Annotated in this window: 25 protein-coding genes; 24 read left to right on the forward strand and 1 reads right to left on the reverse strand. The window is 35.6% G+C overall.

Annotation, left to right across the window (positions count from 1 at the left end; translation table 11 throughout):
• From iadA to EAI80_RS08370, 16 genes are all read left to right on the forward strand, one after another.
• On the forward strand, positions 1-1139 hold a 1139-nt coding region (iadA, locus tag EAI80_RS08295; RefSeq protein ID WP_129981664.1), incomplete at its 5' end, for a beta-aspartyl-peptidase.
• A 237-nt stretch (positions 1140-1376) separates the two neighbouring features.
• Positions 1377-2081 carry a TraX family protein gene (locus EAI80_RS08300; protein WP_129981665.1) on the forward strand — a complete coding sequence of 235 codons (705 nt, stop codon included), beginning with the start codon at positions 1377-1379 and terminating at the stop codon, positions 2079-2081.
• A gap of 77 nt (positions 2082-2158) precedes the next feature.
• Positions 2159-3061 (forward strand): alpha/beta hydrolase, encoded by a 903-nt coding sequence (locus tag EAI80_RS08305; RefSeq protein WP_129981666.1) that lies wholly within the window; start codon positions 2159-2161, stop codon positions 3059-3061.
• 15 nt (positions 3062-3076) lie between these two features.
• Positions 3077-3721 carry a GyrI-like domain-containing protein gene (locus tag EAI80_RS08310; protein WP_129981667.1) on the forward strand — a complete coding sequence of 215 codons (645 nt, stop codon included), beginning with the start codon at positions 3077-3079 and terminating at the stop codon, positions 3719-3721.
• Positions 3714-4358, forward strand: coding sequence for a cupin domain-containing protein (locus EAI80_RS08315; RefSeq protein ID WP_129981668.1), 645 nt, complete (start codon positions 3714-3716; stop codon positions 4356-4358). Before EAI80_RS08310 ends, EAI80_RS08315 begins: the two co-directional genes overlap by 8 nt.
• Positions 4359-4590: 232 nt before the next feature.
• Positions 4591-5145 carry a DUF5714 domain-containing protein gene (locus tag EAI80_RS08320; protein WP_129981669.1) on the forward strand — a complete coding sequence of 185 codons (555 nt, stop codon included), beginning with the start codon at positions 4591-4593 and terminating at the stop codon, positions 5143-5145.
• Positions 5138-5539 (forward strand): arsenate reductase ArsC, encoded by a 402-nt coding sequence (locus EAI80_RS08325; RefSeq protein ID WP_129981670.1) that lies wholly within the window; start codon positions 5138-5140, stop codon positions 5537-5539. The genes EAI80_RS08320 and EAI80_RS08325 overlap by 8 nt, the downstream gene beginning before the upstream one ends.
• A 240-nt stretch (positions 5540-5779) precedes the next feature.
• Positions 5780-6094, forward strand: a complete 315-nt coding sequence (locus tag EAI80_RS08330) for a hypothetical protein (protein ID WP_129981671.1) — start codon at positions 5780-5782, stop codon at positions 6092-6094.
• 64 nt (positions 6095-6158) lie between these two features.
• Positions 6159-6698 (forward strand): flavodoxin family protein, encoded by a 540-nt coding sequence (locus EAI80_RS08335; protein ID WP_129981672.1) that lies wholly within the window; start codon positions 6159-6161, stop codon positions 6696-6698.
• On the forward strand, positions 6691-6861 hold the full coding sequence (locus EAI80_RS13395) for a hypothetical protein (protein WP_192924030.1): 171 nt from the start codon (positions 6691-6693) through the stop codon (positions 6859-6861). The genes EAI80_RS08335 and EAI80_RS13395 overlap by 8 nt, the downstream gene beginning before the upstream one ends.
• Positions 6862-7103: 242 nt before the next feature.
• Positions 7104-7886, forward strand: coding sequence for a 2-dehydropantoate 2-reductase N-terminal domain-containing protein (locus EAI80_RS08345; RefSeq protein ID WP_129981673.1), 783 nt, complete (start codon positions 7104-7106; stop codon positions 7884-7886).
• Positions 7887-8121: 235 nt separating this feature from the next.
• Positions 8122-8643 (forward strand): class I SAM-dependent methyltransferase, encoded by a 522-nt coding sequence (locus EAI80_RS08350; RefSeq protein WP_129981674.1) that lies wholly within the window; start codon positions 8122-8124, stop codon positions 8641-8643.
• Positions 8644-8715: 72 nt separating this feature from the next.
• Positions 8716-9318, forward strand: coding sequence for a class I SAM-dependent methyltransferase (locus tag EAI80_RS08355; RefSeq protein WP_238634512.1), 603 nt, complete (start codon positions 8716-8718; stop codon positions 9316-9318).
• A 373-nt stretch (positions 9319-9691) separates the two neighbouring features.
• Positions 9692-9781 carry a hypothetical protein gene (locus EAI80_RS13850; protein ID WP_238634522.1) on the forward strand — a complete coding sequence of 30 codons (90 nt, stop codon included), beginning with the start codon at positions 9692-9694 and terminating at the stop codon, positions 9779-9781.
• Between the two features lie 19 nt (positions 9782-9800).
• Positions 9801-9983 carry a hypothetical protein gene (locus EAI80_RS08365; protein WP_238634513.1) on the forward strand — a complete coding sequence of 61 codons (183 nt, stop codon included), beginning with the start codon at positions 9801-9803 and terminating at the stop codon, positions 9981-9983.
• A 44-nt stretch (positions 9984-10027) separates the two neighbouring features.
• Complete coding sequence (locus EAI80_RS08370) at positions 10028-10300, forward strand: flavodoxin (RefSeq protein WP_238634515.1); 273 nt, start codon at positions 10028-10030, stop codon at positions 10298-10300.
• Positions 10301-10607: 307 nt separating this feature from the next.
• Here the strand turns inward: EAI80_RS08370 and EAI80_RS08375 are convergent, their stop codons facing one another.
• Entirely contained in the window at positions 10608-10844 is a 237-nt protein-coding gene (locus EAI80_RS08375; RefSeq protein WP_005341369.1) for a helix-turn-helix transcriptional regulator, read from the reverse strand.
• 141 nt (positions 10845-10985) lie between these two features.
• Here EAI80_RS08375 and EAI80_RS08380 point away from each other — a divergent pair, with 141 nt between their 5' ends.
• The 8 genes from EAI80_RS08380 to EAI80_RS08415 all read left to right on the forward strand — a co-directional run bounded on the left by EAI80_RS08380 (position 10986) and on the right by EAI80_RS08415 (position 16445).
• Positions 10986-11366 carry a hypothetical protein gene (locus tag EAI80_RS08380; protein ID WP_226799356.1) on the forward strand — a complete coding sequence of 127 codons (381 nt, stop codon included), beginning with the start codon at positions 10986-10988 and terminating at the stop codon, positions 11364-11366.
• Between the two features lie 40 nt (positions 11367-11406).
• Positions 11407-11739, forward strand: coding sequence for a DUF5720 family protein (locus EAI80_RS08385; protein WP_118305907.1), 333 nt, complete (start codon positions 11407-11409; stop codon positions 11737-11739).
• A gap of 186 nt (positions 11740-11925) precedes the next feature.
• Positions 11926-12834, forward strand: coding sequence for a ParM/StbA family protein (locus EAI80_RS08390; protein ID WP_044912250.1), 909 nt, complete (start codon positions 11926-11928; stop codon positions 12832-12834).
• Positions 12831-13121, forward strand: coding sequence for a hypothetical protein (locus EAI80_RS08395; protein WP_007884594.1), 291 nt, complete (start codon positions 12831-12833; stop codon positions 13119-13121). The genes EAI80_RS08390 and EAI80_RS08395 overlap by 4 nt, the downstream gene beginning before the upstream one ends.
• A gap of 154 nt (positions 13122-13275) precedes the next feature.
• Positions 13276-13827, forward strand: coding sequence for a hypothetical protein (locus EAI80_RS08400; protein WP_007884604.1), 552 nt, complete (start codon positions 13276-13278; stop codon positions 13825-13827).
• 85 nt (positions 13828-13912) lie between these two features.
• On the forward strand, positions 13913-15193 hold the full coding sequence (dcm, locus tag EAI80_RS08405) for a DNA (cytosine-5-)-methyltransferase (RefSeq protein ID WP_342771513.1): 1281 nt from the start codon (positions 13913-13915) through the stop codon (positions 15191-15193).
• 2 nt (positions 15194-15195) lie between these two features.
• Positions 15196-16152, forward strand: coding sequence for an amidoligase family protein (locus tag EAI80_RS08410; RefSeq protein WP_129981677.1), 957 nt, complete (start codon positions 15196-15198; stop codon positions 16150-16152).
• A complete protein-coding gene (locus tag EAI80_RS08415; protein WP_238634520.1) occupies positions 16113-16445 on the forward strand; it encodes a gamma-glutamylcyclotransferase family protein in 333 nt (110 codons plus the stop codon). The genes EAI80_RS08410 and EAI80_RS08415 overlap by 40 nt, the downstream gene beginning before the upstream one ends.
• The last annotated feature ends 74 nt before the right edge of the window (positions 16446-16519 follow it).

Consider the following 16519-nt stretch of genomic DNA (forward strand, 5'->3'; position numbering starts at 1 on the left):
AGAGTTTTGGGGGATTTGAGTTTGGTTATATATTTGTGTCCGCGCAACGAAGGCGCGGGGAAATGGAGGAAATTATGAAACTAATTAAAAACATTCAAGTCTATGCACCAGAAGACTTAGGTGTCAAAGATGTATTGATTTCAGATTCTAAAATAGAAAAGATAGATGATCATATCACATATCCTTATTCTATTGAAACAATTGATGGGACAGGTTGTATCCTTACACCAGGTCTTATTGATCGTCATGTACATATCACAGGTGGTGGGGGAGAAGCAGGCTTTATTTCTCGTGCTAGACCTATTGCAGCACATGAAATACTAGATGCAGGTATTACTACTGTGATTGGATTATTAGGTACAGATGGCTATACAAGAAACACAAAAGAATTATTTGCCAAAGCAAAAGAACTCACTCAAAAAGGTGTCCATACCTATATTTTAACAGGAAGTTATACATATCCTACATATACGCTCACTGATTCAGTAGAAGATGATATTGTATTTATTGATAGTATTCTAGGTGTTAAGCTTGCCTTAAGTGATCATAGATCAAGTCATATTACTGATGATGAACTTGTTCGTTTAGCTTCTCAAATCCGTACTGCAAGTTTAATTGCTGGAAAACAGGCGAATTTAACACTTCATATGGGTGATGAAAAACAAGGATTAACTCCTGTATTTCATGCATTAGAAAGAGCAGATATTCCTGTTTCTTTATTCCAGCCTACACATTGTAGTCGTAATCCACACTTATTTAAAGATGCACTCAAGTTTGCTGAAATGGGTGGTACAGTTGACTTAACATGTGAAGGTGATGGAAAAATTTTAGAATTCATTAAACAGTTTAAGGATACTTCTAAAGTCACTATTTCTAGTGATGCACAAGGCTCATGGTCTACATATAATGAAGATGGTTCTATCAAAGAAATTGGTATTACACCAGTCTCTAACTTAAAGAAAGAATTTATTTCTTTAAAGAATGCATTAGGATATGAAAAAGCTTTACCATTCTTTACTCAGAATGTTGCTCAAGTATTAGGTTTAAAAAATACAGGAGTTATTAAAGAAGGTTTTGATTGTGATTTAGTTATCTGGAAAGATGATGAAATCAAGCATATCATCACAAAGAAAGATTAATTTCTTTCTTTTTTTTTATACCTGCAAACTCATTAAGCAGAGATTTAAGATTGAAAGTAAGAGTCGATAAACATGAATTATTAGATTTGAATATCAACTGTAATACATTCATTGATCGTAAGAGTGGAATAGACTTTAGTCCTTATATAAGAGAAAGAGTAAAATACTAGTATACAGGTGCTGATTCCTTTGTGAATCAGCCTTTTATGGTATAATAGATTTGAAAGGAAGAGACATATGAATAATATAAAAGAGAGAATCAAGATATTCTCAGGTGCAAAATTAAAATATATCGCATTTGTCTCAATGTTGATTGATCATTTCAATAAAGCTATTATCTATCCTAATCTAGATGGTGGATTGTTTAATAGAATAAGTGATCTATTTGATATTTTAGGAAGAATCGCTTTTCCTATATTTATATTTTTATTAATAGAAGGGTACTTCCATACAAGAAATAAATGGAAATACTTAGGAACTCTTTTACTATTTGGAATCATTTCTGAAGTTCCATTTGATATGTGTACATCGGCTGTGTTCTTTGAACCCAACTGGAACAATATCATGCTTACACTGTCATTTGTACTTGCCATTATATGGATTATAGATGTATTAAAAGAGAAACTGAATAAACCATTATGGTATGTTATATCCATCCTCATTGTCGCAGTTATGTGTTTTATAGCTATGAATCTAGGATTAGATTATGAACATCATGCCGTACTTATTGGATATTTCATGTATATATTTCATGATAAATATATCTATTCTATACCATTTTGTTATGCGTCAATGTTTAAGGAACCATGGGCATTACTCGGATTTGGTTTAAACCTGACTTATAACGGAGAAAGAGGGAGACAAAATAAGTTATTCAACTATTTCTTCTATCCAGTACATTTGCTTATTTTAGGAATAATAAGAATGACTCTTCATATTTAGATACATCATATAAAGTTCATAATAATTCTGTAGTATTAAATTGTACAAAAAATATACTTGAAACGAGGTAAATACATATGATTATTGAAACACTCTTATCAAAAAGAGATCAATTACCCCTAGAACTCGCTATTATTGAACCAGAAGGAGAGGCTATCGGTATTATTCAGTTAATACATGGCATGTCTGAACATAAAGAACGCTATTATGACTTTATGAACTATTTGTCACAACAAGGCTATATTTGTGCCATTCATGATCATAGAGGACATGGTGCAAGTGTAAAAGACACATCACATTTAGGATATTTCTATACAAACGATATAACATATATTGTAGATGATGCTTATCTAGTTACAGAATATTTAAAATACAGATATCCTACATTAAATATTTCTATATTTAGTCATAGTATGGGTACATTGGTTTCTAGAAACTACCTAAAGAAATATGAAAAGCATATTGAAAAGATTGTATTGTGTGGTCCACCTACAGAAAATAAACTTGTTGATCTAGCATTATTTGCAGGAAAACTTACTGGATTATTTTATAAAGAACATAAACCTAATAAGATTCTGAATAGATTATCTGTAGGATACTACAACAAAGGCTATAAAACTGAAAATGAATGGATCTGTTCTAACTTACAGACTGTGTATGAATATAACACCGATCCTCTATGTGGGTTTACTTTTACTACAAGCGGCTTTATGAATCTTTTCCAGTTATTAAAATCAGCTTTCATCAAAGAAGATTGGATTCCTCAAAATAGTTCTTTGCCTATATTCTTAATTGCAGGTGTTGATGATCCAGTCATTCAAGGAAAGCAGAAGTTTAATGAATTAGAAGAGTTTTTAAAAGAAGTAGGCTATGAAAATATCAAGAGTAAACTGTACAAAGATAAAAGACATGAACTACTCAATGAAACAAATAAAGAAATAGTATATAAAGATGTTCTAGATTTTTTCTATGCTAATTAATACAGGAGGTAATATATGGCTTTTGATTTTAAGAAAGAATATAAAGAATTCTACATGCCTAAAAATAAACCCATGATAGTCACTATCCCTCATGCTAACTATATTGCGGTAAGAGGACAAGGAGATCCAAATGAGAAAGGTGGGGCTTATCAGGAGGCTATTAGTGTACTATATGCAGTCGCTTATACACTTAAGATGAGCTATAAAACAAATTATAAGATAGAAGGATTCTTTGAATATGTGGTTCCTCCACTAGAAGGTTTCTGGTGGCAGGATGGTATTGAAGGTATAGATTATGATGATAAATCTACTTTTAATTGGATTTCAGTGATTCGTTTACCAGACTTTATTACTAAAAAAGATTTTGAATGGGCAGTAGAAACTGCTTCTATTAAGAAAAAGATGGATTGTTCTTGTGCAGAATTTCTTACTATAGAGGAGGGATTATGTGTACAGATGATGCATATTGGTCCTTTTGATGATGAACCAGTTTCTGTTGCACTTATGGATGAATATCTAGAAGAAAATGGATATATCAATGATCTTTCAAAAGAAAGACTACATCATGAAATATATCTTTCTGATGCAAGAAGAGTCGCACCAGAAAAATGGAAAACAGTTATTAGACATCCCATTAAGAAAGGAGTTAGACATGAATGAAAAAATAGGAGAAGTCTTCTCTATCACAAAGGATAATCAGCCAATACCAGGCTGTACGACTTCTAAAGTAGTAAATGATACACTCACTTATTTCTCACTCGCAAGAAATACAGATATAAGTGCAGAAATCTATCCTTATTATAAGATGATTTATGTCTTGAAAGGTCAGTTGGAAGTCTATGGAAATAATGGCTATACTAAAGTAGTTAAAGAAAAGGAAAGTTTTATTACATTCACTGATACCCCAATAGGTATAAGAACTAAAGATGGTGTCATATATACAGAAGCAATGATTAGGAGGACAGATATTATGAACGAAATGATTAAACCAGGAGAAGTATTTAAACTTGCAGAACTATTACCTTATTCAGAAGGTAAGATTATCAATATGGATATTGTACATAATGATAAGATGAAATTTGTAGTAATGGCATTTGATGAAGGAACTGGACTTACTGAACATGCAGCACCAGGAGAAGCTATCATCTTCGCATTAGATGGTGAAGGTATCATCAGTTATGAGGGTAAAGACCATGTCATTAAAGCAGGAGAGAACTTCTGTTTTGCGAAGGGTGGCATGCATGCAGTCAAAGCATCTAAACGTTTCAAGATGGCATTACTTCTTACATTAGAATAATGAATATATTAACTAGAACGAGATTCAATGTAGTCTCGTTTTTTACTTTTTCATTTAATATGGAACTTTGAAATAGAAGCCTTACCTTATTCTTACTTGATAGGGTGGATTGCGATGTTATGGGTTGAAATACCTTTGATGATCCGCGTATCTAAGAAAAAATAGAAATAATTAGGGCGATAGGGAAATTCTGTCGCTTTTACTATATAATGGAATAAAGGAGGAGGTTTTCATGACAATACAAGAAAAGGCTGAATTAATACTCAAGGATATAAAGAAAGAAAAAGGAAACAACCCTATACAGATATTTAAAAGAATTGTAGATCATGGCTATATCAATATTCATGGACCAGAACATCACATTTTAGATGGAGCATGTTTGCTCGTTGCATTTAAAAATGCAGGTGGTGAAATTGATTTAGATGATGCATTAAATAAAATTATGATAGAAGGATTGAGAATGCCTGGTGCTATGTGTGGTTTATGGGGTGTATGCGGTGCAGTCACATCACTTGGTGCAGCATTATCACTCATTGATCATACAGGACCATTATCGCTAGATGGTACCTGGGGAGACCATATGGAATTTACTTCAAACGCATTAAAGAACTTAGGTGAAATCAATGGGCCTAGATGTTGTAAAAGAGACGCAATGATTTCATTTAAGAATGCGATTGATTATATCAATGCACATTATGATGTTACTTTAGAATATGAACATCCATCTTGTCACTATTCAAAACTGAATAAACAATGTATAAAGGAGAGATGTCCTTATTATGGATAAAAAGAAAGTTGCATTTATATGTGTTCATAATTCATGTAGGAGTCAGATAGCTGAAGCATTAGGACATTATCTCGCATCTGATGTTTTTGAAAGCTATTCTGCAGGAACAGAAACAAAAACGGTCATTAATCAAGATGCTGTTCGTATAATGAAACAGATGTATGGCATAGATATGGAAGATGCGCAGTATTCTAAACTTATAAATGATATTCCAAAACCAGATATTGCGATTTCTATGGGATGTAATGTCGGATGTCCATTCATAGGTAGACCTTTTGATGATAACTGGGGTTTAGAAGATCCTACAGGTAAAAGCGATGAAGAATTCGTGTATATTATCAAAGAAATTGAAAGTAAAATATTAGATTTAAAGGATAATTTAATGAACTTGTAGGATTCATTATGAAAACTATTTCTCGCTTATTCTCTCTCATATTATGTGTGCTGTTGTTGCTTATAACTATTGTAATATGGAATAGCACATTAAAGTGGGAGGAACGAGTGCTCCAGTTGAAATTGCCTATCTCTATTCGATTCCTTTTTTGATTGGAATTGTCTTGTATCTGATTGGTGTATTCTATTTAAAAAAAATCACGTTAATTTATGTAATGTATAATCATAAGGAGATGTAATTATGGATAAAATTAAAAAGAACTGGATCTATTATCTCATTATTTTCATTACTTTCTATCTTATTCCAATATTAATTAAAGATACAGGAAGTGGTATATTTATTCTACTCATTGTCATTCCTCTTATAACACTGTTCACTTCCATTATTTATGGATTAAGCAATAAATTTGATTTCATTTACCCTCTTATTGCCGCAATTCTGTTTATTCCTACATTATTCATATATTACAACACTTCAGCATGGGTCTATGTTATTGCCTATTCTATGATTGCTCTCATAGGAGAACTATTAGGTAAAACACTTCAAAGAAAATAATAATTCTCTTGCCTTGAAGTTCACTTTAGCCTTTAAGCTATTCTTATAGGAAAGGAAGGATGTTATGAGTAAAAAAGTCGTTGTATTATCAACAAGTTTGAGAAGTAATAGTAATTCAGAATTACTTGCGAAAAGTTTTGTAGAAGGGTCAAAAGAATCTGGAAATGAGGTAGAATATATCTCACTTAAAAATAAAGATATTCGTTTCTGTATTGGATGTCTTGCATGTCAAAAACTAGGACATTGTGTCATTAAGGATGATGTTACGGATATTATGGATAGTGTACTTTATGCTGATGTTGTTGTATGGGCTACACCTATCTATTATTATGAAATGAGTGGTCAGATGAAAACTCTTATTGATCGTCTCAATCCAATGTATTCTAAAGATTATAAGTTCAGAGATGTATATCTTCTTGCGACAGCTGCAGAAGAAGGAGACGAAGTCTTTGAAAAAGCTATTACTGGACTAAATGGATGGATTGACTGCTTTGAAAAGACATCTATTAAAGGTACTGTACTTTGTGGTGGTGTCTCTAGTGGTGGAGATATATCTAGTAATGATAAGCTTAAAGAAGCCTATAATCTAGGTTCTCATGTATAAGGCAGACATTGTGATATTTGATTATACAATTGCTGCACCATTTATCTTACCTGCAGGAACTGATACAATTATTAAATGCGCACTTGCGAAATGGACAGGTCTTGCCTTTAAAATTCCGTGTACCTCATTAGAAGAATGTAAGAGTAAAGATGAACTAAAATAAACAGGCAGCTATTTCTTATTTGGGAGAGATGAAGCGACCAATAAAGGTATTGTCTATATTGGGCAGGCAGGAGTGCGTAAGAATGGTAAAGGTATAAGACAATTAGATGAAGAACAATAAGCATGAACACATGATGTTCATGTTTTTTTTGTTAGTTATAACTAATATATTAATTGTGATATCTATTTCATAGTGATATACTGAATCTGTAAGTTAGTACTTACTAACAAAGAGGTAATATCATGAGAATACTTATATACGGTTCAGGGGTTATTGGTTCTTTATATGCAGTTTTGTTGAAAGAAACAGGGTATGATACAACTATTTATGCAAGAGGACATAGACTTGAAGTCCTTCAAAATCAAGGACTCCTTTATAAGAAAAATAATATAATCAAAAAAGTAGATATCAAGGTCATTGATCACTTACAAGATAATGATATATATGATTTTATTTTTTTAACTGTTAGAGAAAATCAATTATATCAAGCACTGAAAGAATTGAAATCTAACAAAAGTAAAACCATTATCACAATGGTTAACTCAATAGATAATTATGAAAAATGGGAAAGTATTGTAGGAAAAGGAAAAATATTACCTGCTTTCCCAGGTGCTGGAGGCTCTATCACAAATAATATACTTGATGCATCACTTACTCCAAGAATCATACAACCCACTACTTTTTCTGAAATAACTGGAAAAAAGACAAATAGGACACAGCGGCTCTCACAAATATTTAAACATTCATGCATACCTTTCCAGCAGGTCAATGATATGCATATATGGCAGTTATGTCATATTGGGATGGTTGTACCTCTTGCGAATGCTTATTATCAAACAGAACATCCTGAATCCGTAGGACAAGATAAAGTGATAATGAAAAAAATAGCGAGAGAGCTTAAAGATAATTTCAAGATCTTATATGATAACCTTCATACATTATCACCTTATAAAATGAATATTTTTTTGAATACCCATAATCTGCAGAAACAGTCTTTTTTATCTTTGTTTGTTCTTTGTTTCTAATACTGTTTAAGAGGAACTTATTAAAGACGTGTTTATAGCATACCTGTGGTTTGTGGGTATTCAAAAATATTTTTAGAATTTTACCAATACCAATACTTACATATATTTTATCACAGGCTTATAAAAGTCGTTTTGGACATACATTTATGTATCAACATGCAATAAAAGCACCAGATGAAATGAAAGAACTACATAACCAATTTTATTCTTATATTAAGAAATGGAGATTATGAATATGACAAACGAAGAATACAAACAATTATCAATCAAAGAATTTACTGAAGCAGCTAAAAGATATGAAGGTGATCATGCAGGTCTCTATGAAATGTGTAAGAAGGATTATCCAGATATCTTAGAAGAATTAGAGAAAGAATCATTCATAGATTTACTTGATGCAGGATGTGGTCCAGCACCTATGATTTCTTTATTATCAGAAAAATATCCAGATAGACATTATACAGGTCTTGATCTTACACCAGCTATGATTGAAGAAGCTAAAAAGAAGAATATTCCAAATGCAGTATTTGTAGTAGGGGATTGTGAGAATTTCCCTTTTGAGGAAAATTCATTTGATGCCATTATATGTTCTATGAGCTTTCATCATTACCCTAATCCACAAGCATTTTTCAATAGTGTAAAAAGATGCTTACCTCCAAAGGGTAGATTAATACTTAGAGATGTTACTAGTGATAATAAACCACTTGTATGGCTGATGAATAAAATTGAAATGCCTCTCGCAAACTTGTGTGGTCATTGAGATGTTCAGGTTCCTACAAGAGATCTTGTTTATAAATGTTGTAAAAAAGAGAATCCTAAAATAAAAGATGAAATGGCTGTATCAATAGTCAAACAATTAGATTATGACTTTTCTCAAGCAGATCAAGATAAAACAATGCGTTCTGGTGTGATTGCAAGAACAATTGTATTAGATAAGATGGTAGATGAATATTTAGATAAACATAAGAATACTATTGTGATTAATATTGCATGTGGTCTTGATACAAGGTGTTATCGTATGAAAGGCAAATATATACGCTGGTATAATCTAGATTTACCTGAAACGATAAATATAAGAAAACAGTTTTTACCAGAAACAGGACCTATCTATCAAATCGCGAAGTCAGCTATGGATGAAACCTATACAAATACTATTCACAATGAAGGAGAAGACGTTCTAGTAATCATAGAAGGATTGACTATGTATTTAACTGAAATTGATATTAAGAAAATCTTTTCTATTATCGAACATGCATTTTCAAATGTCACAATAATGGTTGAAGTGATGTCACCTTTTATGGTGAAGCACATTAAAGAAAAATCAATAGAAGGCAGTCATGCAAAGTTTACATGGGGTATAAAAAATGGGAAAGAACTAGAAAAACTTACCCCTTCATTTTCTTTTCTAAAGGAAGTAAGTCTTGTAGAGGAATGAAGCAATTGATGCCTATATATCATGTTTTAGGTACGATTCCTTTTGTTTCTCATGTATCTAATAAAATAATTGTGTTAGAAAAACACATTTGATAAAGAGATGATCATAATGAATAAAAGACATTTTTATACAGAAATGGATGGGTTCTATGGTGTTTATTGGTAGTGTAAGAAAGAATCAGACTGTGCAATGATTGGTGATGATGCAGAAGACTATTTAGCCCGTACTTCTGTAAAATTGCTCCATAAGCTTGGTTTAAATGTGTTGACTATGTCTCCTGCAAAAAAAGGATTATGGAGATTATAATTATCCATTAGATCGTATAGAGAAAGCTATAAGATGGTTAAAAACATCCGGTAATCAAAAGATAGGAATTGTCGGTGCCTCGACCACAGGAACTCTCGCTTTAACAGCCGCTTCTTATTTTGAAGATATCACACTCACAAATTGCAATGTGCAATAGAATAGGACAAGAGAGTGAAATGAACTTTTCTGGAGAATCCATAGTAGTCAATCAAAATGGTGAAGCTATTAAAAAAGTAGGTGATCAGGAAGAAATCATATATGTTGATATTAATTTATCTAACTCCAAGAAAATAAGAGAAAGTAGACCCTATACACAGCTAAGAAGAACTAAATTTTATAGAAAAATTATCTTGCCATAAAGTAAGGTTTAGCCTCTATACTTGTAGTAAGGAGGTTTATTACTATGGGTAAAATATTAGTTGCTTATTTTAGTGCAAGTGGTGTTACAAAGCATGCGGCTGAAGAAGTTGCAAAGGTGGCAGGAGCTAATCTATATGAAATCAAACCAGAAGTTCCGTATACAAAAGCAGATCTTGATTGGATGAATAAGAAGTCTAGAAGCAGTATTGAAATGGAGGATAAATCTTTTCGTCCTGTCATTATTAAAGATAATCTAGATGTATCAAAATATGATCATATTTACTTAGGTTTTCCTAAAATGGAGTACAGTTTATAGTAGTGTATAGCGTGTACCAAGTTATAATTATGGGGTTGAAAATAACAGTATACACAGATAATGTGGAAAAATGTGTATGACGTTTATATAGAAAATAACATTGAAAAAGAAATTCAAGAATGGGTAAATTCATTAAATTTAAAATAGAATAATAATTACATGAGTGACAGAAGATAAGAATCTGAATTCCCTGTCACTTTTATATTATTTGATAAGAAAAAAGAACTGGTTTATATCCGATAAGAATATAGACTGGTTCTTATTTTTAATATGCTATTATATACACAGGGAGTCGGGGAATGTCGAACTATAGCAAGCCGGAAAAGAAAGCATTGATATCGGTATGAAAGAGTTTTGCAAGTGCAACTAATTCAGATGCCTTAATGTTCATGCGATTTGTTTCCAGTTTGGCATAGGTACTTTTGGTGATGGAGATACCCATAAGATTTAATTTTGCAACTACTTGGTCTTGAGTCATATTGTTTTTATATCGAATTGCTTGGATATTTTTACCAATATCCATATCTGGTCTAATCTTTTGCATAATGATGAACTCCCCTTATAAAATAAAAAGTTTCGTAATACAGAAACATATATATTGATTCTAAAGAATTTAAATTTTATAATGTTTCGTAATAAGGAATTATTTTTAACAGGAAGAGGTAAAAGTATAATGGATGTGGAGATGGAAAAGAGAAAATTTTTAAATCTATGTGGCAAAAGAGATCGAGCATTATTGTCAGGTGAAAAAAGAATGACATTGGGGGATATGGAACGATTGACATATCTGACAGAATTTTTTGAACTGGAGAACTATGGAATCGCCTTATGGAAAGAATTTGGTGATGATGTAAAAGAGCCATTTGAAGCGATGATGAAAATGTTAGATGAGCCGGAGTGCATAGAAGATCGATGGCTTGATGACGAAGCAAAAGGGGAAAAGTGGTTGTTAGAATTTCAGGAACTGGCATTAACGGAAGAATACAGGGAATGGATTCGAAATTATATCGATAAAAAATATGAAGAAAGAGGATTACCATATCCGACAGGAGCAGACTTCGATTAAGAGGTCTGCTTTTTTCTGGTCTTTTGGGAGGTGATAAGAGGTGGAAGTAAGTATTTATGAACTCTTGGCGGCAGCAAGAGAATCGGCTAAATCTGATTATATAAAAGGGGACAGCATTTTGTGTGAGAAGAGATTTCATCCAGATACCCATTACATGGTAGAAATGGAGCTGTTAGGAAATGATAACAAGCTGGGAGAAAAGGGGAATTACATACGAAAGTTTCTGACAGAACCGGAGTATCTTCCCATTTTACAAAAGCAGGAAAAACACCTCATAAAAATAAAAAGACAGGCGATTGTTCAAAAAGGAAACTTGCGATATATCCCTCCCCCGGACAGGCTGGACCGCCGCCGGGAGAGGGATATTTTATAACCGGCTGGGAAGGAACAGTAGTGTTCCTCTGGCGATAGTGGTATAAAAAAGCCAGATTTTCCGCAGGTTTTGGGACGCTGGAACATGGAAAAGTGTTCACGAATGGCACTTTTGCAACAATCCGTTGCAGCAGTGAAAGCATTTTTGACCTTACGTTAAACAGAAAAATGAAAGGGTGTGATTGTGATAATCATAGGAATTGATCATGGCTATTATGCCATTAAAACAAGACAAGTGTCTTTCCCAAGTGGAATTATTGGGTATGATTACGAGCCGTATACCATGCAGAATGTTCTGCAATATCAAGGAAAGTATTATGTCTGCGGTACGGGAAGACAGACGCTGGTAAAAAATAAAACGTCAAATGATAATTATTATCTGCTGACGTTGGCAGCCATTGCAGAAGAAATCAAGCATCGGAAAGCGGAACGAAAGACAGAGGTAATTCTGGCTGTCGGACTTCCGCTTTCAAGTTTTGGAAGAGAGAAACAGGGATTCAGGGAGTATCTGTTGCGGAAAGAGCAGCCAGTGCGATTTTTATATGAAAGTGAGTTATATGAGATAACAATAAAAGATGTGAAACTGTTCCCACAGGGATACTCTGCGCTTGCTCTGCATCCAGAGTATCTGAAGAATGAACCGTCTGTTCTGCTTGTTGATATTGGTGGCTGGACCGTTGACCTTATGAGGCTGGACAATGCTGTTCCGAATGCAGCAACGTGCAGAAGTCTGGAACTTGGAGTAATCCGATGTATTGATGAGACAGCAGAACAAGTGCGTAGAAATACCGGACTGTCTGTGACAGAAACTCAAATTGAGCGTGTGCTTCGGAGGGAATCTTGCAGTATGGCAGAGGAGGCCAGACGGATCATACAGGAAAACGGACGGAAATATATAGAAAGAATACTGTCTGCGGTGACAGAATCCGGGTTTGATCTCCGGGCAGTACCCACCGTATTTATGGGGGGAGGCTCCGCAATTTTAAAACGCCACGTGACCGCACAGGACGCGATTTGCCGCCCCGTTTTTATAGAGGACGTCCATGCCAACGCAACAGGGTATGAACGGATTGTAGAGCAGATGTGGACGAGATGACACGCCCGGTATATTCGTTCCGCCCGAACCTGAAAAATCCAGAACACCAGAGAGCATGGGAGAAATTTCAAAGTGTTCCAGAAGGGCAGAAAAGCCAGTATCTGGTTCAGGCAATTCTGGAAAAAGAGGATCGGAAATGGATGGAAGAAGTCATTCAAAAGACGATAAAAGAAAGTGTTCGGGAATTAGGAATATGTGGCACTACGGAACAATCGACAACGAAACTATCATCGGAAGAAATACCAGATCAGATGATGGATTTTCTATCTCAAATGGAAAATTTGTAAAGGGGGTGAGGCCTATGATTGCACGATACATACATTGTTGGATCTGCTAGGGGTAAGGCAAGAAATGCATCGATATCTTTGGTGGGTATTGTGAATAGCTTTCCATGCGGCTTTGGAGTATGTTGTGTGTAGCAAAAGTGAAAGGAGAAAGGTTATGGCAGAGATGAAAAATATCTGCGGAAAGATCCCGATGGACTTACATGAGAAAGTAAGAGAAGAGATTGAACTCACAGAAAGCAGCACACAAAAATTTTTACAACAGGTCATTGAAGAACATTTCAACAGAGTGGAAGGAAAAGGAGAAATAAGCATGGGAGCAGTAAGAACAGTAGCAGTACAGGTATCAGAGGAATTATTCCAGAGATTAAAAGTAGTCATCGGAAAGAAACACATGAAACAGAAAGACTTCTTAATTCAGATTATAGAAGAAGCACTGGAAAAGGTAGAGGTCGAATGGCAAAGCAAAGAGCAGCCTGAAGAATCCGAACAGACAACTGGAGAATTGGGAACAGAAGAAACTCAACCGGAAGAAAGAACTGAGCCGGAAAGGGAAAGTGAACCAGAAGAGGAAGCCGAACCGGATGGAGAAAGTGAACCGAAAGAGGAAAACAAACCAGAAGGGGAAAGTGAACCGGAAGAGGAAACTGAACCAGAAGGAGAGACTGATCCGGAAGAATCCAAAGCAGAAGAACCAACAGAATGGTAACCAATTGATACAGAATAACGAAGGGCGGTATGAGAGATCATGCCGCCTGTTTTTATCAGCAAAAAGGAGGTTGATAGCCGCAACCATTCAATTTTTTGATCTCTTTAGCGGAATCGGGGGATTCCGTGAAGGCTTAAGACGGGCAGGAAACTTTGTCTGTGTCGGACATTGTGAGGTGGATACTTATGCGGATAAGAACTACCGATTGCTGTTTGACACAGAAGGGGAGTGGTATTGTAGTGATGCAAGAACAATTGAACCAGAACGAATGCCAGATTTTGATTTACTCTGTGCAGGATTTCCTTGCCAGGCATTCTCTATCGCCGGAAAGCGAGAAGGATTTGCTGACGCAAGAGGAACTCTCTTTTTTGAAATTGCCCGTATTCTTGAAGCTAAAAGACCCTCGTATTTTATCCTTGAAAATGTTCCCGGTTTGTTATCGCATGACAAAGGCCGGACGTTTTGCACCATCCTCAGTACGCTTTCTGAACTGGGGTACCATGTCGAATGGAAAGTGCTTAACAGCAAGGATTTCGGAGTCCCCCAAGCAAGAAAACGGGTGTATATTGTCGGATATCTTGATTTCCGATGTGCCGGAAAAGTATTACCTGAACCAGAAACAAATGGAGCAGCTCTTGTTCAAATACGGGCAGGAAGTCAGGGGAAAAGAGTCTACAGTCCAAAAGGATTAAGCTGTACCCTGACATCACAAGCCGGAGGAATGGGTGGAAAGACAGGATTATATGATGTGGGTGTTCCAATTAAAGAAAATACAAAGCTCGGCTACAAACTTGCAAGAGAGGGTGACAGTATTGATTTAGGCTATGCGAATCTCAACAGCAGGAGAGGAAGAGTCGGACATCAGATAGCACACACCCTGACCACAGGTATCCAACAGGGAACACTTCATTTTGTAGATTTGTCTCCGCCACCACTGGTAACTGAAGAATGCAGAAGCCTTAATACCCGACAATGCGGAATCCACAAATACAAAGGAGAATGTTCCGGTGTATTAAGGGAAGAAGGGGCAAGAGCAGTCCTTACACCAGCCAAAGAAAATGTCCGTCAGAATGGCAGACGCATGAAAGAACCAGAAGAACCGATGTTCACAATTACTGCAACCGATCGTCATGGCATCTTGTATCACGGCAGAATAAGAAGGTTAGTTCCGAGGGAATGTTTGCGTCTGCAGGGTTATTATGACTGGCAGATTGATAAGATCATAGACTGCACTTCTGACGCACAGCTTTATAAACAGGCTGGAAACGGGGTGACTGTCAATGTTATCGAGGCAATTGGCAACCTATTACAAAAGGCAGACTCCGAACTCAACGAACAGGAAGTGTCTGAGAAAGGAATCCATTAGGCATGATCGGTATAAAAGACCAATACTTTGGCACAGAAATCGAAATGACAGGGATTACCAGACAACGTGCTGCAGAAGTTGTTGCTGAAATGTTTGGAACGGAAGCATATTATGACGGCACTACTTACGGAATCTGGTCAGTGATAGATTTGGAAGGAAAAAAGTGGAAATTTATGTCTGATGGAAGCATTTATACACAACGGAAAGTATACGGTCGAATTGTAGACGCAGGCAGAGAATATTCAACAGAAATGGTATCTCCGAAATTATCCTATGATGAAATGGGAAAGTTACAGGAAGTAGTACGCTGTCTGCGACGGCATGGCGGTTTTGTAAATGAGTCCTGTGGTCAGCATGTTCACATAGATGCATCGAATCATACACCGCAGAGTCTGAAAAATGCGCTGACAATTATGTATGCAAAGGAAGATATCCTGTTCAAAGCACTGAAAGTGCAGGAAAGAAGAGCAAATAGTTATTGTCAGAGGGTGCGACCGGAGGTATTGGAGAAAATCCGAAAAATACCAAATAAATCAATCACTATGGACCGTGTAAGAAATGTATGGTATGGAGGCAGGGATGGAAGTCATACCCATTATGATCATACCCGTTATTATGCTCTAAATCTTCATGCTGTGTTTTCCAAGGGAACTTTGGAATGGCGCTGTTTTGAAAGCACACTACATGCTGGAAAGGTAAGAGCAAACATTACACTGGCATTAGCCATTTCCGCACAGGCGATCAATCAGAGATCCACCCAGATGAAAAAGACACCGATCTCAGAAAACCCGGCGTTTACATTCCGAACGTTTTTGTTGCGGCTCGGATTAATCGGAGAAGAATATAAAAATGTACGGAAACATCTGCTGGCAAATCTGGAAGGTGATCTGGCATGGAGATATGACAAAAGCACGTATGAGTGTCTGAAGAAAAATCAAAGGACGGAAGAAGTCAGATAGAGGTGAGAAAAATAGAAGAGAGATATTATTTTGCATATGGAAGTAACATGAACCTGGGGCAGATGAGATTCCGCTGTCCGGATGCGGAAGTGGTTGGAAATGTCCGGCTGGAAGATTACCGGCTGGCATTTCGTGGCAGAGCTCCGGGAAATGGCGTTGCAACTGTGCTTCCGGAAAAAGGAAGCTATGTGGATGGAGTCTTATGGAAGATCACAGAAGCTTGTGAAAAGAATCTGGATTTTTATGAAGGATTTCCGAATTTTTATGGGAAAGAAACCATTCAGGTAAAGTAAAATGGTACCCATAAGGAGGACAACAACCTGACAGTTGTGATACCCACCTTGTGGGTATCTTTTTTTCATTTCGT

The organism is Catenibacterium sp. co_0103 (assembly GCF_004168205.1).
Classification (GTDB): Bacteria; Bacillota_I; Bacilli_A; order Erysipelotrichales; family Coprobacillaceae; genus Catenibacterium; species Catenibacterium mitsuoka_A.

Coding starts and splice junctions, on each gene's coding strand:
- EAI80_RS08330 (WP_129981671.1), top strand. CDS start 5,780: ATGGATAAAATTAAAAAGAACTGGATCTATTATCTCATTATTTTCATT.
- EAI80_RS08300 (WP_129981665.1), top strand. CDS start 1,377: ATGAATAATATAAAAGAGAGAATCAAGATATTCTCAGGTGCAAAATTA.
- EAI80_RS08305 (WP_129981666.1), top strand. CDS start 2,159: ATGATTATTGAAACACTCTTATCAAAAAGAGATCAATTACCCCTAGAA.
- EAI80_RS08315 (WP_129981668.1), top strand. CDS start 3,714: ATGAATGAAAAAATAGGAGAAGTCTTCTCTATCACAAAGGATAATCAG.
- EAI80_RS08350 (WP_129981674.1), top strand. CDS start 8,122: ATGACAAACGAAGAATACAAACAATTATCAATCAAAGAATTTACTGAA.
- EAI80_RS08365 (WP_238634513.1), top strand. CDS start 9,801: ATGAACTTTTCTGGAGAATCCATAGTAGTCAATCAAAATGGTGAAGCT.
- EAI80_RS08310 (WP_129981667.1), top strand. CDS start 3,077: ATGGCTTTTGATTTTAAGAAAGAATATAAAGAATTCTACATGCCTAAA.
- EAI80_RS08375 (WP_005341369.1), bottom strand. CDS start 10,844: ATGCAAAAGATTAGACCAGATATGGATATTGGTAAAAATATCCAAGCA.
- EAI80_RS08395 (WP_007884594.1), top strand. CDS start 12,831: ATGACACGCCCGGTATATTCGTTCCGCCCGAACCTGAAAAATCCAGAA.
- EAI80_RS08400 (WP_007884604.1), top strand. CDS start 13,276: ATGGCAGAGATGAAAAATATCTGCGGAAAGATCCCGATGGACTTACAT.
- EAI80_RS13395 (WP_192924030.1), top strand. CDS start 6,691: ATGTATAAGGCAGACATTGTGATATTTGATTATACAATTGCTGCACCA.
- EAI80_RS08345 (WP_129981673.1), top strand. CDS start 7,104: ATGAGAATACTTATATACGGTTCAGGGGTTATTGGTTCTTTATATGCA.
- EAI80_RS08325 (WP_129981670.1), top strand. CDS start 5,138: ATGGATAAAAAGAAAGTTGCATTTATATGTGTTCATAATTCATGTAGG.
- EAI80_RS08410 (WP_129981677.1), top strand. CDS start 15,196: ATGATCGGTATAAAAGACCAATACTTTGGCACAGAAATCGAAATGACA.
- EAI80_RS08355 (WP_238634512.1), top strand. CDS start 8,716: ATGGCTGTATCAATAGTCAAACAATTAGATTATGACTTTTCTCAAGCA.
- EAI80_RS08380 (WP_226799356.1), top strand. CDS start 10,986: ATGGAAAAGAGAAAATTTTTAAATCTATGTGGCAAAAGAGATCGAGCA.
- EAI80_RS08320 (WP_129981669.1), top strand. CDS start 4,591: ATGACAATACAAGAAAAGGCTGAATTAATACTCAAGGATATAAAGAAA.
- EAI80_RS08370 (WP_238634515.1), top strand. CDS start 10,028: ATGGGTAAAATATTAGTTGCTTATTTTAGTGCAAGTGGTGTTACAAAG.
- EAI80_RS08335 (WP_129981672.1), top strand. CDS start 6,159: ATGAGTAAAAAAGTCGTTGTATTATCAACAAGTTTGAGAAGTAATAGT.